Here is a 13,742-nt window from a genome sequence, read left to right as displayed (position 1 = left end):
TTTAGTTATTGCCGCCGCTGGTTTTGGTGTAGTTGTAGCCAACCCCAATGGATTTGGTGAACGGGATCAGTTGGTTCAAGTAGGTATCCACCCCTTGGATGCGTTCGCCCACATTCGATTTGGGCACGAACACCACGTCACCGCGTTGCAGGTGCACCGGTTTACGCCCATTCGGGCCGGGCTTGAGGTACTGGCTGAAATCCAGGAAGTAGGCGTGGTAGGCGCCCTGGGCATCTTCGCGCAGCAGCGCGACCATGCTGGCATTGCCCGACGGGTTCACCCCGCCGGCGGCGACAATCGCTTGTTCCAGGGTGTTGGCCGTGCCCAGCTGCACCGCCGTCGGGTTATTCACCGCGCCGCCGACGATCACCGAGTTACCCGGCGCCTGGTTGATGTTCACCGTTACCCGAGGCTCGCGATACACCGGCGCGAGCTTGTTGCTCAGCTCAGCGGCCAGTTCCGATGGCTGGCGCCCGGCGACCTGAATGGGCCCCAGGAACGGGTAGTTGATCTTGCCGTCGGTCTGCACCGTGTACAGCGTCAGCTCATAGATGGTGCTGACGTTGAACGCCGACAGCGTCGGCATCTCCCCGGCATCGCGCACAATACGCAATTGGTCGCCGATGCGGATGCGTTCCACCGCCGGCGGCAGCTGTGCAAGCTGGTCGAGGGCGCGCTTGCCGTCTTCCACGGTCTGGTCGTCCGGGGGCACGATGCGAGCCGGCGTATTGCAGGCGGCCAAGGCCATCATGGCCAGGATGAGCACGGTTTTTTTCATACGGGGGGATTTCCTGTTGGTCATGCTGCTCACCTCCAATAACCGGGGAACATGCTGATGCGCCGCTTGAGGGCGATGGGGAGCCGGCGTTCCAGATGGCCCAGCCGATAGCCGAGCAACTTGAACGCGCTGCGCACCAGTACTTCGGGTACGCGGTGCAATGCACCGGCTGCGCGCAATGCCGCAAGCTCAGCCAGTACATAGCGTTTACCTTCACCGCCGGCATCGCCAAAGGCCTGGCGAATCCACGGCTCGCGACCGTAAAACACGCCAATGTCGAAGTAGCGGTGAAACTCATCCATGAGTCGGTAATCGTGGGAGTGGTACACCCGGGCCGACGCGGCGTAGCGCACCTTGTAGCCGTCGAGCAGCATGCGCGCCGCGACGTAGGCGTCTTCGCTGCCGATCACATCGGCGGGGAAACCGCCGACCGCCTGCAACGCGCTGCGTCGGTATACGCTGAACGAGTCCGAGCTGAAGCAGGTCTTGATCCCCAGCTCTGGCGCATCGGCCAGGCTTTTGCTGCGGCTGTGTTCGGGGTAATTGAAGTGCCGCGATTGCGCGCCCAACACGCCGGCGCCGGGGTGCGGCAGTTGGCGGCCGTAGGCCACGCCGTTGAGCGGGTCTTGCTGCAACTCGTCGAGCAGGTTGGCGAAGGTCTCGGCGTCGGCCGGGATCGCGTCCTGGGTCATCACGATCAGCGCGTCGCCGCCGACTTGCTCACTGGCCCAGCGCCGCGTGCCGCCGTGGTTGAAATCGCGCGCGTCAATCACCTCGACCCGCGCACCGAAGTCGCGAAAGCGCGCCACGGTGTCGTCGCTGGAGGCGCTGTCGACCACCAGCATCTCGTCCGGTTGCACGGTCTGCATGCTCAGTGCGGGCAGCAACCGCGCCAGGTGGCTGGACGCGTTGCGGGTCGGGATGATCAACGAGGTACGCATATCACTTTTTCACTTCTGCGGCGGGCGCACGCCCGTAGATGTCGTCAAAGCGCACGATGTCGTCTTCGCCCAGGTACTCGCCGCTCTGCACCTCGATCATCACCAGGTCGATGATGCCGGGGTTGGTCAGGCGGTGTTTGTGCCCGGCCGGGATGTAAGTGGACTCGTTGGCGTTGATCAGGAATTCGCGATCGCCATTGGTGATCTGCGCCGCGCCGCTGACCACCACCCAGTGCTCGCTGCGATGGTGGTGCATCTGCAACGACAGCGAGGCCTGGGGCTTGACCACGATGCGCTTGATCTTGAAGCGGCTGCTTTCTTCCAGCACCGTATAGGTGCCCCATGGCCGGGTAACGGTGCGGTGCAGGCTGAACGCCGGATGGTCCTGGCGCTTGAGTTCGGCGACGATGTAACGCACATCCTGGCTGCGGTGGGCGTCGGCGATCAGCAGGGCGTCGGGGGTGTCGACGATGATCAGGTCACGCACGCCGACGGCGCCGAGCACGCGCTTGGGCGAGTCGATGTAGCAGTTGTGCACGTCATGCAAAATCGCTTCGCCATTCACCTGGTTGCCCTGCGCGTCGCTGGGCGTGAGCTGGCGCAGCGCTTCCCAGGAACCGATGTCACTCCAGCCGATGTCGCAGGGCACCACGGCGACTTGTTTGGATTTTTCCATCAACGCCACGTCGATAGAAATATCCGGCGCGGCACCGAAGCCTTCGGCGCTCAATTCGCGCTGGCGTGAGGTTTTATTCTGCAGGGCCTGGCTGTGCTCCAAGGCGGCTTTTGCGGCGGCCAATACATCGGGGGCGTGGGCGGCGAGTTCGTCGACCAGGGTGCTGGCCTTGAAGCAGAACATGCCGGCGTTCCACAGGTGTTTACCGCCGTCGAGGTAACCCTGTGCGGTGGCCAGGTCGGGTTTCTCGACAAAGCGTTTGACCCGGTTGCCGGTGCCCAGCGCTTCGCCTTTTTCGATATAGCCGAAGCCGGTTTCCGGGTGGTCGGGCTGGATGCCGAAGGTCACCAGGTAGCCGGCTTCGGCGAGGTCGCGGGCTTGGGTGACGGCGGCGGCGAACGCGTTTTCGTCGCTGATCAAGTGGTCGGCCGGCAACACCAGCAGTTGCGCCTGATCGCCGAAATGTTCCTGCACATGCAACGCCGCGACCGCGATGGCCGCCGCCGTGTTGCGCCCGAACGGTTCCAGCAGCAGGTCCAGCGGCAGGTGCGCCGTGTTGACCACGCGGTAGTCATCCAGGGTGCGAAACAGCAGGTCGCGGTTGGTCACCGTGAGCACGCTTTCCACGCCCGGCAGGCGCGCGGCGCGCTCGAAGGTCTTTTGCAGAAGGCTCTGGCCGTCACGCATGCGCATGAAGGGCTTGGGCATGTTCTGCCGCGACACCGGCCACAGCCGTGTGCCCGAACCGCCGGAAATGATGCAGGGAATCAATCCGTTGAGGGTATTCATCAATAGACCTCCTTGGTGGAGAGGACGGCCGGGACCGTCATGAAGACGATGTACAGGTCAAACCACACCGACCACTTCGAGATGTATTCCAGGTCGTACTCGACGCGCTTCTGGATCTTGAACAGGGTGTCGGTCTCGCCACGGTAGCCGTTGATCTGCGCCCAGCCGGTGATGCCCGGCTTGACCCGATGCCGCGAGCTGTATTCGCTCACCGCCACTTCAAACGGGACGCCCGCCGCCTTGGTCGCCGTGGCGTGAGGGCGCGGGCCGACCATGGACATGTTGCCCAGCAGCACGTTGAACAGCTGCGGCAACTCGTCGATGCTGGTTTTGCGGATGATGCGGCCCACGCGCGTGATGCGTGGGTCTTTGCGGGTGGTTTGTTGCTCGGCGGTGAAGTCGCTCTGATCGGTGAACATCGAGCGGAACTTGAACACGCGGATTTCGTTGTCGTTGTAGCCATAACGGTTCTGACGAAACAGCACCGGGCCTTTGGAGTCGAGCTTGATCGCAATCGCCGTCGCCAGCATCACCGGGGACAGCGCCACCAGCGCCAGGCTGGCCAACAGGACATCCTCACAGCGCTTGATCACCGGCGACCACCCACGCAGCGGCAACTGCGAGGTGTTGAACATCAGGATGCCGCCCACGTCGGTGATGCGGCTGTGGCCGTAGCGCAGGGCGGCCATGTCCGGCACCAGCATCACGTTCACCGACATCTGGCGCAGGCGGTTGACCAGCCCGTGGATGCGTTGCTCGGCCGCCCACGGCAGGCAGATCATGACTTGATTGACCTGCTCGGCGCGGATCAGCTTTTCCAGGTCACGGGTATTGCCAAGCAAGGGCAGGTTGCTCAGTTCCTTGGGAATGCGCTCGGTGCGGTCGTCGATAAAACCGATCAGGCCGGAGCGGATATCACCATTGCGTTGCAGGTGGTCGGCGACATGCACGGCGGTGTCGGTGAAGCCCAGGATCACCGTGCGTTGCAGGTATTTGCCCTTGCGCATCAGGTTGCGGTACAGGCGCAGCATCACCAGGCGCTCAAGGCACAACAGGCCGAGACTGGCGAAATACCAGGCCACCAGGTTACGCGGGGTCAATTGCGGGAAAAACTGCAGGATCTGGTACATGAACAGCAAAATGCAGAACGCCGCCGACCAGGCAACTATCTTGGCACGCAGGCGCAGGCGGTTGCTGAACAGCTCTTCGGAATAGATGCCCAGGGCCTGGAACAGAATAATGGTCAGCACCGCGAAAAACAGCAGCAGGCCGAGAAAATGGGAGCGCAGCTCAGGGGCCAGTGGGTCGAGGAACAACACCAGGACCAGAGGCGGCAAAATGGCAGTCAGGCCATGGATCAACTTGACGAAAACTACAAAGAATTCAACAAAACCGGCGCGGGTCAGAAACAGGCTGTCGACTGACGACTTTTCTCGCATAAAAACATCCCTCATTGCACTCCAGACTTTCTGTTCTGCCTGCTTAAGTAGTTGGCAAGATGAACGACGGCTACTCTGGGTAAAACGCAACTGTCCCTTCAGTTGGAACTATCCAAATGAAGGCGTTTGCGGGGGCAGTGACTTAAGGAGTGTTCCTTTGAGTTGCTTTGTCAATTAATTGACCGTGGAGCGGAGGTGGCGTGCTAGACACGTTAATTAATCTTTTTTGTGGCATTTTATTGACTTTCCTTGTCTGGACACGCGGTGATTGGGTGTGTTTTTGAGTGTAGGAACAAATGTGAGAATTTTCCTGCTAGTTGCGGAAACCTTTTTTTGAAAGGTGGTAGGAAAAGGTGACAGTAAGAGCACGCTAAGTGCCGGAAAGTAGGGCGTTAAGGGCGGAAGACGTTATTTTCAAAGGGCAGATGAAAATGTATCCAGCACAATTTTTTGTGGGTTTTTTGACGGCCATTTAATCTGTTGGCTCTTATTCGGCGGGCGGCTTGGGCATGATCGATTTCACAACGTTGCTGATGTTCTCGGGTGCTGTCTTGCTGTTGCTGCTATCGCCGGGGCCGAACATGGCGTTTGTGATCAGCCATGGCATGAGTGATGGCTGGCGCGGTGGTGTGGCCTCAAGCCTGGGCATCTGCGTGGCCGATGTACTGCTCACCGTGTTGACTGCCAGCGGGGTGACGGCGCTGGTTGCCAGTTGGCCGCCGTCGTTTGATGTGATTCGCTACGCCGGAGTCGTCTACCTGTTGTGGCTGGTGGTTAAAACCTTGCAGAACCGTGCGCGCCTGGACACTGCCCGGGTCAAGCGCGTGCGCCTGAGCCGTGTGTTTGTGCAGGCGCTGCTCAACAGCCTGCTCAACCCCAAGGCGCTGCTGTTTTTCCTGGTGTTTTTGCCGCAGTTCGTCCGGCCCGAGGCCGGGAGCATCGCGGTGCAACTGCTGGTGTTGGGCGGTGTGCTGACCCTGATTGCCGGGGTATTTCACGCGCTGCTGGGGATTTTTGGTGGTGCGCTCAGCCGGGTATTTGCGGGAAATGCCCAAAGCGCCAGGCTGCAGAAATGGGGCCTGGCGAGCGTGCTGATGCTATTGGCGGCGCGGCTGGCGTTGATGTCGCGGCCAGCGTGATGCAGTTGTGGCGAGCGGGCTCGCCACTAATAAGCTCTCAGCCCAACCGAGCCGCCGCCCGCGCTACGATCTCGCCACGCACCCGACGCGATTCCGCTGTGCGCTTTCTGGCTTCTTCCAACACGTGCTTGGGCGCGGTCTCCGGGCTGCCCGAATCGAACGGCGGTGCCGGTGCGTATTCGATCTGCAACTGCACCAATTGCGCGGCAGCCTCGCTGTACAACTCGGCGGCCAGGGTCAGCGCAAAGTCGATGCCGGCAGTGATCCCGCCACCGGTCAACAGATTGCCGTCACGCACCACGCGCGCTTGCACCGCGTTGGCGCCGAGTGGGGCGAGCAGGTCGTGGTAAGCCCAGTGGGTGGTAGCCCTGCGGCCGCGCAGTAAACCCGCCGCGCCGAGTACCAGCGAACCGGTGCACACCGACGTCACGTAGCGCGCGGTCTGGGCCTGGGCCTTGAGGAAGTCCAGGGTGTGCGGGTCTTCCATCAAGGCGCCAACGCCGGAGCCACCGGGCACGCAAATCACGTCCAGGCGCGGGCAGTCGGCATAGGTCATGGTCGGGGTAAACACCATGCCGGTACTGGAGGTGACCGGCGCCAGGTCTTTCCACACCAGGTGCAGCTTCACGTCGGGCAGCGACCCCAATACGTCATACGGCCCGGTGAGGTCCAGTTGCTGAATGTCGGGGAACAACAGAAAGCCGATCTGCAAGGTCATGAATGAAGCTCCGATAAAGGGGTAGACGGCTTCACTCTAGAGGCCTAGGCTTTGGCGAATACGCCATTGAACCCACACATTACGCCAACCATGCCTCGGATCATTCACGTACTCACATTCCCTAATGCCCAGGTGCTTGATGTGACCGGTCCGTTGCAGGTGTTCGCCACCACCAACGACCTGGCGCGCCAGCGCGGTCTGCCGTTGCCCTACGCGGTGTCAGTAATCGCTGCACAGACCGAGCCGGTCATGACCTCCGCCGGCCTGGCGCTGGTGGCCGAGCCGCTGCCTGCGGCTGACGCGCCGTGCGACACGCTGGTCATTGCCGGCGGCTGGGGCGTGTACGGCGCCGCCGAGGACCTTGAGTTGGTCGATTGGGTCAAGCAAAAAGCCCGGCACACCCGGCGCATGACTTCGGTATGCACTGGCGCTTTCCTGCTCGCCGCCAGTGGTTTGCTCGACGGCTGCCGCGTGGCCACGCACTGGACGCGCTGTGAGGAGCTGGCGCGCAAATTCCCTGCGCTGACCGTCGAGTCCAACCCGATTTTCATCCAGCAAGGCGCGGTGTGGACGTCCGCCGGCGTCACGGCCGGCATCGACTTGTGCCTGGCCCTGGTGGAAGAAGACCTGGGCCGCGCGGTGGCCCTGGAAGCCGCGCGGCACTTGGTGGTGTTCCTCAAGCGCCCGGGCGGCCAGTCACAATTCAGCGCGGCGCTGGCCCTGCAAAAAGGCGACAGCCGCTTCGCCGACTTGCACGCCTGGATGGTTGAAAACCTCACCCTCGACCTGAACATTCCCACCTTGGCCGCCCAGGCTGGCATGAGCGAGCGCAGTTTTGTGCGTCACTACCGCGCCGAAACCGGCCAGACCCCCGCGCGGGCGGTCGAGCTGATTCGCGTGGAAACTGCGCGCCGGCAACTGGCCGACAGCACGGCGTCGATCAAACGCATCGCCGTGCAATGCGGTTTTGGCTGTGAAGAGACCCTGCGGCGCAGTTTCCTGCGCGCTTTGCAGGTCACGCCCCAGGCCTACCGCGAGCGTTTCTGCGACCCGGTTTGAACGAAAACGTACACAGTTGTACCAAGGTGCTATGTTGGCGGGACTCTCTTACGCAGTGACTTCTCCAACTGCGCCGCTTTTCCCTCCGCCCCCGGCGTGACCTGCCCCATGAAGCCATTGCCTGCGATCAGCGCCGATCCCCTGCGGGACGATTGCGCGAGCGAGCCGATTCACATCCCTGGGACGATCCAGCCCCACGGCCTGTTGCTGACCTTGAGCGAGCCGACGCTGGTGGTGCTGCAAGCCAGCTCTAACCTGAATGTCGCGTTGGGCCTGGGCCCGGAAGCGTTGTCCGGGCAGGGCTTGGGCAGCCTGATCGGCGTTGACGCGCTGGCGCAGATTCGCCTGGCTCTGCTCGAGCTGGATGCCGATGAAGACGAGCTGCATCAGGTGATGCTCAACGGCGCACTGTTTGACGCATTGCTGCATCGCCATCAGGGCCTGTTGTTTCTCGAGTTGGAACGCTCCGAGGCGCCCCGGCACGCTGCTGCGCTGCACGTGGCGCGCACCCTGCGTCGTTTGCAGGCGGCCAAAACCCTCGATGGTTTGTACCAGACCTGCGTCACCGAGATCCGTGCCTTGACCGGCTATGACCGGGTCACCCTGTACCGCTTTGAGCAGGAGGGTCACGGTAAAGTCATCGGCGAATCCCTCAGCGACGGCATGCAGCCGTACTTGGGCCTGTGCTTCCCGGCTTCGGATATTCCGCCCCAGGCCCGCGAACTCTATCGGCTGAACTGGATCCGGGTCATCCCTGATGCGGCGTACATGCCGGTGCCGATCTTGCCGGCCCTGCGCCCCGACACCGGCCAGGCCCTGGACCTCAGCTTTGCAGTGCTGCGCAGTGTCTCGCCGGTGCACTGCCATTACTTAAAAAACATGGGCGTGCACTCGTCGATGAGCATTTCCCTGCTCAAGGACGATCAACTCTGGGGCTTGATCACCTGTGGCCATCGTGAACCGCTGCGCGTGCCCTACGAATTGCGCACGGCGTGCATCAGCATCGGCCAGTTGTTGTCGATGCAGATCACCTTGCTGCAGAACAAAGATGCCCACCGCCAGCAGTTGGAAAAAACCAGCATGATCGATGCATTGGTCAGCGCGATGGCGGCGGGTGCGGGGGATGTGGTGGAGAGCCTGCTGCCGTACACGCAAACTCTGGTGAACCTGACCACCGCCGATGGGCTGGCGATTCTGGTGGAGGAGCGCCTGCACCGGTTTGGCGTTTGCCCGACGGAAGATGAAATTCGCGCCCTGTACCCTTGGATTGAGCAGCAGGGCAAAGGCGTGGTTGCCACACACCAATTGTCCGCCGACTTCGCCCCGGCCGCCGCCTATCAAACCGTGGCCAGCGGCCTATTGGCCTTTCGCTTGCCCAAGCCCGTGGACAACGCGGTGATGTGGTTTCGCCCGGAGGTCAAAACCACGGTGCAGTGGAGCGGCGAACCGATCAAACACCGCGAGGCGGGGGCCACGGCGTTGAGCCCACGGCTATCCTTTGAACGGTGGAAGCAGCAGGTCGACGGCAAGGCATTGCAGTGGTCGGGCTCCGAGCTGCAGGCGGTGGAGAACCTGCGCCGCAACGCCCTCGAACATGACCTGGCGCGCCAGGTGCAGCGTGAACATGCCGCCGTACGCGCGCGCGATGAGATGGTGGCGGTGGTCTCCCATGACTTGCGCAGCCCGCTGACGATTCTGCTGATGCAATGCGGCATGATGAGCAAAATGGTGCCCGTCGATGACACCAAGACCACCCATCGTTTGAACATTGCGATTCAAACCATGCAAACCGCAACGTCGCGCATGAACACGTTACTCGAAGACTTGATCGATATTTCCCGCATAGAGGCCGGGCGCTACCACGTGAACCTGCAACCGCTGGAAGTGGCGGCGACCCTGGAGCAGCTCGGCCTGATGTGGCACCCGCTGGCGGCGGCCAAGGGCGTCAACCTCACTTGGCGCAGCGAGCCAGGCCTGCGTATTCAGGCCGACCCGGAGCGGCTGTTTCAGGTGTTTTCCAACTTGCTTGGCAATGCGCTGAAATTCACCGACGTGGGCGGGGCCATTGAAGTGATTGCCCAGGCGGCAGGCGCAGAAGTGCTGTTTCGCGTGTGTGACAACGGCGCCGGCATCGGCGCGGCGCAACTGCCCAACATTTTCGAGCGCTACTGGACATCCCGCGAAGGCAACCCCAGTGGCAGCGGCCTGGGCTTGTATATTTCCCACGGCATTATCGAGGCCCACGGCGGCACCATTTGGGCCGAAAGTGCAGAGGGGCAGGGCAGCGTCTTCAGCTTCAGAATCAGCGCTGCCTGGTAACGTTCAGCCTCGATCCAGTAACTCGCAGATTGCCGCGAGTGTCGCCTGCGGTGCTTCCTGGGGGATGTTGTGACCCACGCCGGGCAAAACGTGGCGGCGGTAATAGCCGCTGAAGTTTTCCACATCGTCATCCACCGCTGGCGCCGGGCCCACACCATCATCGGCGCCACACAGCGAAATAGTCGGCACTGAAATCGGCGGCTGCGCGGCTAAAGCCTGTTCGATGCCTTCCAATGCCGGGTCGCCCGGCGCGTACATGAAGCGGTGGCGATAGGAGTGAATCACCACCTCGACAAAATCCGGGTTATCAAACGAAGGCGCGGTGTTGCCGTACAGGTGTGGCCCTTCAGCCCAGGTCGGTGACCAGAGTTTCCACAACAACTCGCAGAGCTCGCGGCGGTTGGCCGTCAGCCCGTCGACCCCGCGCTGGGTGTGGAAGTAAAACTGATACCACAACCGATGCTCCGTTTCAGGCGCCCGTGGCTTGAGCGACTTGGCAATGTCCTGGATGTTGTAACCGTCCCCGGTCACCAACCCGCGCACCCGCTGCGGCCACAGCGCCGCGACGATGCATGCGGCGCGGCCACCCCAGTCATAACCTGCCAGGGTCGCTTGCTGGATGGACAAGGCATCCATGAAATCCAGCAGGTCCTGGGCCAACGCCGCCTGTTGGCCAGAACGCATCACCTGATCATTGATAAACCGCGTCGGGCCATACCCGCGCAGATACGGCACTAGCACCCGGCACCCACGCGCGGCCAGCGCCGGCGCGATGGCATCGTAGCCGCGTGGGTCGTAGGGGAAACCGTGCAGCAGGATAACCGGGGCGCCGCCTTCCGGGCCGTGGGCTTCATAAGCCACGTTGAGCATGGGCGTGCACACATGGAGCAGCGGGGCGACAGTGGTCATGATCGGTTCCTTGGGGCTGGCCAAAAGTGCTGCGACTCTAGTCGAATGCTGTGACTGGACATCGGTCGTATAGATGGCATTGCGCTGACTTGTCTAGTCACCGCAACTGCAGATCGGCGCTGCTCACCACATGTTTGAAATGATGCAGCCACAGATCCACACCCAATTTCCCCGAGCGGTCCCACATTTGGATCTCATTAGATCAGGAAGCGCTGTGTTTTAAGGTCTGCTCAAGGTTGCCAGGTGGTCTTTTCCCCGCTGAGTTTGCGGTCCAGGAAGGTCGCCGCGCTGATCAGGGCCAAATGGCTCAACGCCTGGGGTGTGTTGCCCAGGTGATGCGCCTGGCTGTCGAACTCTTCGGCGTACAGCCCCAGTGGGTTGGCGTAGCGCAGCAGCTGTTCGAATTCCAGGTGGGCTTTCTCCACTTGGCCGGCGCGGGCCAGGCATTCGACGTACCAGAACGAGCAGGCGGCAAACGCGCCTTCGGTGCCTTGCAGGCCGTCGATCTGGCTGTCGTCGTTGCGGTAGCGGTAGACCATGCCGTCGCGTACCAAGCTTTTCTGGATCGCTTCGAGGGTCGACAGCCAACGCGGGTCGGTGGCCGCGACGAAGCGCACCAGCGGCATCAGCAGCATCGAGCCGTCCAGTGCGGTGCTACCGATATGCTGCACAAAATGCCCGCGCTCTTCATTCCAGAAATTGCTCCAGATATCCGCATAGATCGCCTGGCGGGTCTGGTCCCAGCGCGCGAACGGGGCGGGCAGCGAGCGCTTGGAGGCCAGGCGGATTGCGCGGTCCAGCGCCACCCAGCACATCAGCCGTGAATGCAGGAAGTGATGTTGTTCCCCGCGCATTTCCCAGATGCCCACGTCCTTGGTGTTCCAGATTTCGCAGACCTGATCCGCCACTTCCACGGTGTGTTTCCAGCCTTCGTGGGAAATCGCTTCGCCGTACTTGTTGACCAGGTACACCGCGTCCATCAGCTCGCCGTAGATATCCAGCTGGATCTGATCAAACGCTTCATTGCCGATGCGCACCGGCTTGGCGCCGCCGTGGCCGCTGAAGTGATCCAGCGTGGTTTCCGGCAGCTCCTGGCGGCCGTCGATGCCATAGAGGATATTGATTTTGGTCGGTTGGCCGCAGCAGTCGCTGACGCGGCCTTTGAGCCAGCGCATGTAGGCGTTGGCTTCTTCGATAAAGCCCAGGCGCATGAACGCGTAGACGGTGAACGAGGCGTCGCGGATCCAGGTGTAGCGGTAGTCCCAGTTGCGCTCGCCGCCTGGGGTTTCCGGCAGGCCGAACGTCGCGGCGGCGATAATTGCGCCGTGTTTGCGCGAGGTCAGCAGCTTCAACGCCAGCGCCGAGCGGTTGACCATTTCGCGCCAGCGCCCACGGTAATTCGATTGCGCGATCCAGCCGCGCCAGAACTTCAAGGTGTGCGCCAATGCCAGGTCAGTGCAGCCGTTGTTGACGCGCGGGTCGTCCTGGCCGCCGAGCACGAACTCCGCGCCTTCTTCCTGGGCCAGGGTGAAGCTGGCCACGGCGGCATTGTCTTCGATCTGCAGCGCGTGGCTGCTGGCCAGGCGCACGCCGGGCAGGCCGTCGGCGGCGAAGTAGGCGATGCCGTCATCAAGGCTGGCTTGGGTCGGGATGCGCGCATAGTCGTGGCGCACGGCGCAGCGCAGGTGGATTTTCGCGCTGCCGCTGACCACACGCACGCGGCGAATCAGCAGCGGCAGGTCGTCGATTTCTTCACTGATGACCAGCAGGTCGGTGATTTCCACCACGGCCTCATCGCTCAGCCAGCGGGTTTGCAGCACGTTGGTGTCGGGCAGGTAGATTTGTTCGCGACGGGCGTTTTTCAGCTCGGGCGTCAGTTGGAAGGCGCCGGCGTCGGGCGTGTCGAGCAGCGAGCAGAAGATCGACGGGCTGTCGAATTCCGGCCAGCAGAAAAAGTCGATGCTACCGCGGTCATTCACCAAGGCCGCGCTGCGCATATCGCCAATAATGCCGTGGGCATCAATGGCGCTTTGGGGTTCGTTCTTGAAATCAACCATTGCCACGAAACTCCGGATAAAGGCTCATGCCGCCATCAATAAACAGGGTGCTGCCGACCACGTAATCCGACGCGTCGCTGGCCAGCCATACCACCGCATTGGCTACGTCTTCGACGTCGCCGACCCGGCCGTAGGGAATCAACTTCAACAGCTCTTTTTCGGCGGCGCCTTCGGTGGCCGCACGGTTGATCGCCGTGCGAATCGCCCCCGGCGCAATGCCGTTGATGCGGATGCGCTGCTCACTGACTTCCTGGGCGAGGGTGCGCATCAGCATCTCGACGCCGCCCTTGGAGGCCGCGTAGTTCACATGCCCGGCCCACGGAATGATCTGATGCACCGAGCTCATGTGGATGATTTTGCCGGCGGCGCGCGACACGCCCTCGCGCACGCCCTGGCGATTGAAAATCCGCACGGCGGCACGCGCACACAGGAATTGGCCGGTGAGGTTGACGCCGATCACGGTGTTCCAGTCGTCGAGGGTCATGTCGACCAGGTTGGCGTCTTTTTGCAGGCCGGAATTGGCCACCAGAATGTCGAGGTGGCCGAAAGCGTCGAGGGTTTGGGCGAACAGGCGTTCTACGTCGGCTTCCTTGGACACATCGCCGCCGATGGCAATCGCCCGACCGCCGTTGGCGTTGATCTGCGCGGCGAGGGCTTCGGCCGGCGCCGCCTGGGAGTTGTAATTGAGCACCACCGCCGCACCGGCTTCGGCCAGTGCCTTGGCGGCGCCTGCACCAATGCCGGAACTGGCGCCCGTGACCAGGGCCACTTGTTGCTGCAACGAAATCTGCATCGCCCACCCACCGTTTTATGAGAGTCCTTTCAGCTGACTGGCGGCGCGTGGCGGAAGTTCACCGGTTGTCTCAAATGCAACGATGGCTTTGAACGGCGGGTGATTGCCCCGCTTAATAGGAAGCA

The 13,742-nt window shown here is 62.2% G+C and carries 11 protein-coding genes; 3 read left to right on the top strand and 8 right to left on the bottom strand.

The genetic code is table 11. The features are described 5' to 3' along the window. Window position 1: 1 nt before the first annotated feature. The 4 genes from L8I05_RS27735 to L8I05_RS27720 are packed head-to-tail and all read right to left on the bottom strand — an operon-like array spanning window position 2 to window position 4,623. Window positions 2-778, bottom strand: coding sequence for a polysaccharide biosynthesis/export family protein (locus tag L8I05_RS27735; RefSeq protein WP_242175525.1), 777 nt, complete (start codon window positions 776-778; stop codon window positions 2-4). Between the two features lie 29 nt (window positions 779-807). Beyond that, window positions 808-1,719: a glycosyltransferase gene (locus L8I05_RS27730; RefSeq protein WP_242175523.1), complete on the bottom strand. Its 912-nt coding sequence runs from the start codon at window positions 1,717-1,719 to the stop codon at window positions 808-810. A 1-nt stretch (window position 1,720) separates the two neighbouring features. After that, window positions 1,721-3,184, bottom strand: a complete 1,464-nt coding sequence (locus L8I05_RS27725) for a mannose-1-phosphate guanylyltransferase/mannose-6-phosphate isomerase (protein WP_242175512.1) — start codon at window positions 3,182-3,184, stop codon at window positions 1,721-1,723. Further along, window positions 3,184-4,623: an undecaprenyl-phosphate glucose phosphotransferase gene (locus L8I05_RS27720; RefSeq protein ID WP_242175502.1), complete on the bottom strand. Its 1,440-nt coding sequence runs from the start codon at window positions 4,621-4,623 to the stop codon at window positions 3,184-3,186. Before L8I05_RS27720 ends, L8I05_RS27725 begins: the two co-directional genes overlap by 1 nt. Before the next feature lie 509 nt (window positions 4,624-5,132). Here L8I05_RS27720 and L8I05_RS27715 point away from each other — a divergent pair. Then, a complete protein-coding gene (locus L8I05_RS27715) occupies window positions 5,133-5,762 on the top strand; it encodes a LysE family translocator (RefSeq protein ID WP_242175492.1) in 630 nt (209 codons plus the stop codon). A gap of 37 nt (window positions 5,763-5,799) precedes the next feature. Here L8I05_RS27715 and inhA read toward each other — a convergent pair whose 3' ends face one another. After that, the gene (inhA, locus tag L8I05_RS27710) at window positions 5,800-6,480 is read right to left on the bottom strand and encodes an isonitrile hydratase (protein WP_242175480.1); all 681 of its coding nucleotides are present in this window, start codon (window positions 6,478-6,480) and stop codon (window positions 5,800-5,802) included. Between the two features lie 90 nt (window positions 6,481-6,570). On the opposite strand from inhA, the gene L8I05_RS27705 reads away from it, so the two are divergent. After that, window positions 6,571-7,539 (top strand): GlxA family transcriptional regulator, encoded by a 969-nt coding sequence (locus L8I05_RS27705; RefSeq protein WP_242175469.1) that lies wholly within the window; start codon window positions 6,571-6,573, stop codon window positions 7,537-7,539. A 108-nt stretch (window positions 7,540-7,647) separates the two neighbouring features. Further along, on the top strand, window positions 7,648-9,858 hold the full coding sequence (locus L8I05_RS27700) for an ATP-binding protein (RefSeq protein ID WP_242175460.1): 2,211 nt from the start codon (window positions 7,648-7,650) through the stop codon (window positions 9,856-9,858). 3 nt (window positions 9,859-9,861) lie between these two features. On the opposite strand, the gene L8I05_RS27695 is transcribed toward L8I05_RS27700, so the two are convergent. The 3 genes from L8I05_RS27695 to L8I05_RS27685 all read right to left on the bottom strand — a co-directional run bounded on the left by L8I05_RS27695 (window position 9,862) and on the right by L8I05_RS27685 (window position 13,617). Next, window positions 9,862-10,767 (bottom strand): alpha/beta hydrolase, encoded by a 906-nt coding sequence (locus L8I05_RS27695; RefSeq protein WP_242175262.1) that lies wholly within the window; start codon window positions 10,765-10,767, stop codon window positions 9,862-9,864. Window positions 10,768-10,997: 230 nt separating this feature from the next. Next, on the bottom strand, window positions 10,998-12,824 hold the full coding sequence (locus L8I05_RS27690) for a glycoside hydrolase family 15 protein (RefSeq protein ID WP_242175260.1): 1,827 nt from the start codon (window positions 12,822-12,824) through the stop codon (window positions 10,998-11,000). Further along, the gene (locus L8I05_RS27685; protein ID WP_242175258.1) at window positions 12,817-13,617 is read right to left on the bottom strand and encodes a glucose 1-dehydrogenase; all 801 of its coding nucleotides are present in this window, start codon (window positions 13,615-13,617) and stop codon (window positions 12,817-12,819) included. The genes L8I05_RS27690 and L8I05_RS27685 overlap by 8 nt, the downstream gene beginning before the upstream one ends. Between the last annotated feature and the right edge of the window lie 125 nt (window positions 13,618-13,742).

The organism is Pseudomonas sp. MONT-RG-20F-20-E-7-02 (assembly GCF_022662395.1).
GTDB lineage: Bacteria > Pseudomonadota > Gammaproteobacteria > Pseudomonadales > Pseudomonadaceae > Aquipseudomonas.
The sequence above is the reverse complement of the archived record's forward strand: the minus strand, read 5'-3'. Positions and strand labels throughout refer to the sequence as shown.

What these genes read in the sequence shown, in the direction of transcription:
- L8I05_RS27735 (WP_242175525.1), bottom strand. Translation starts at nt 778, where the DNA reads ATGAAAAAAACCGTGCTCATCCTGGCCATGATGGCCTTGGCCGCCTGC.
- L8I05_RS27730 (WP_242175523.1), bottom strand. Translation starts at nt 1,719, where the DNA reads ATGCGTACCTCGTTGATCATCCCGACCCGCAACGCGTCCAGCCACCTG.
- L8I05_RS27725 (WP_242175512.1), bottom strand. Translation starts at nt 3,184, where the DNA reads ATGAATACCCTCAACGGATTGATTCCCTGCATCATTTCCGGCGGTTCG.
- L8I05_RS27720 (WP_242175502.1), bottom strand. Translation starts at nt 4,623, where the DNA reads ATGCGAGAAAAGTCGTCAGTCGACAGCCTGTTTCTGACCCGCGCCGGT.
- L8I05_RS27715 (WP_242175492.1), top strand. Translation starts at nt 5,133, where the DNA reads ATGATCGATTTCACAACGTTGCTGATGTTCTCGGGTGCTGTCTTGCTG.
- inhA (WP_242175480.1), bottom strand. Translation starts at nt 6,480, where the DNA reads ATGACCTTGCAGATCGGCTTTCTGTTGTTCCCCGACATTCAGCAACTG.
- L8I05_RS27705 (WP_242175469.1), top strand. Translation starts at nt 6,571, where the DNA reads ATGCCTCGGATCATTCACGTACTCACATTCCCTAATGCCCAGGTGCTT.
- L8I05_RS27700 (WP_242175460.1), top strand. Translation starts at nt 7,648, where the DNA reads ATGAAGCCATTGCCTGCGATCAGCGCCGATCCCCTGCGGGACGATTGC.
- L8I05_RS27695 (WP_242175262.1), bottom strand. Translation starts at nt 10,767, where the DNA reads ATGACCACTGTCGCCCCGCTGCTCCATGTGTGCACGCCCATGCTCAAC.
- L8I05_RS27690 (WP_242175260.1), bottom strand. Translation starts at nt 12,824, where the DNA reads ATGGTTGATTTCAAGAACGAACCCCAAAGCGCCATTGATGCCCACGGC.
- L8I05_RS27685 (WP_242175258.1), bottom strand. Translation starts at nt 13,617, where the DNA reads ATGCAGATTTCGTTGCAGCAACAAGTGGCCCTGGTCACGGGCGCCAGT.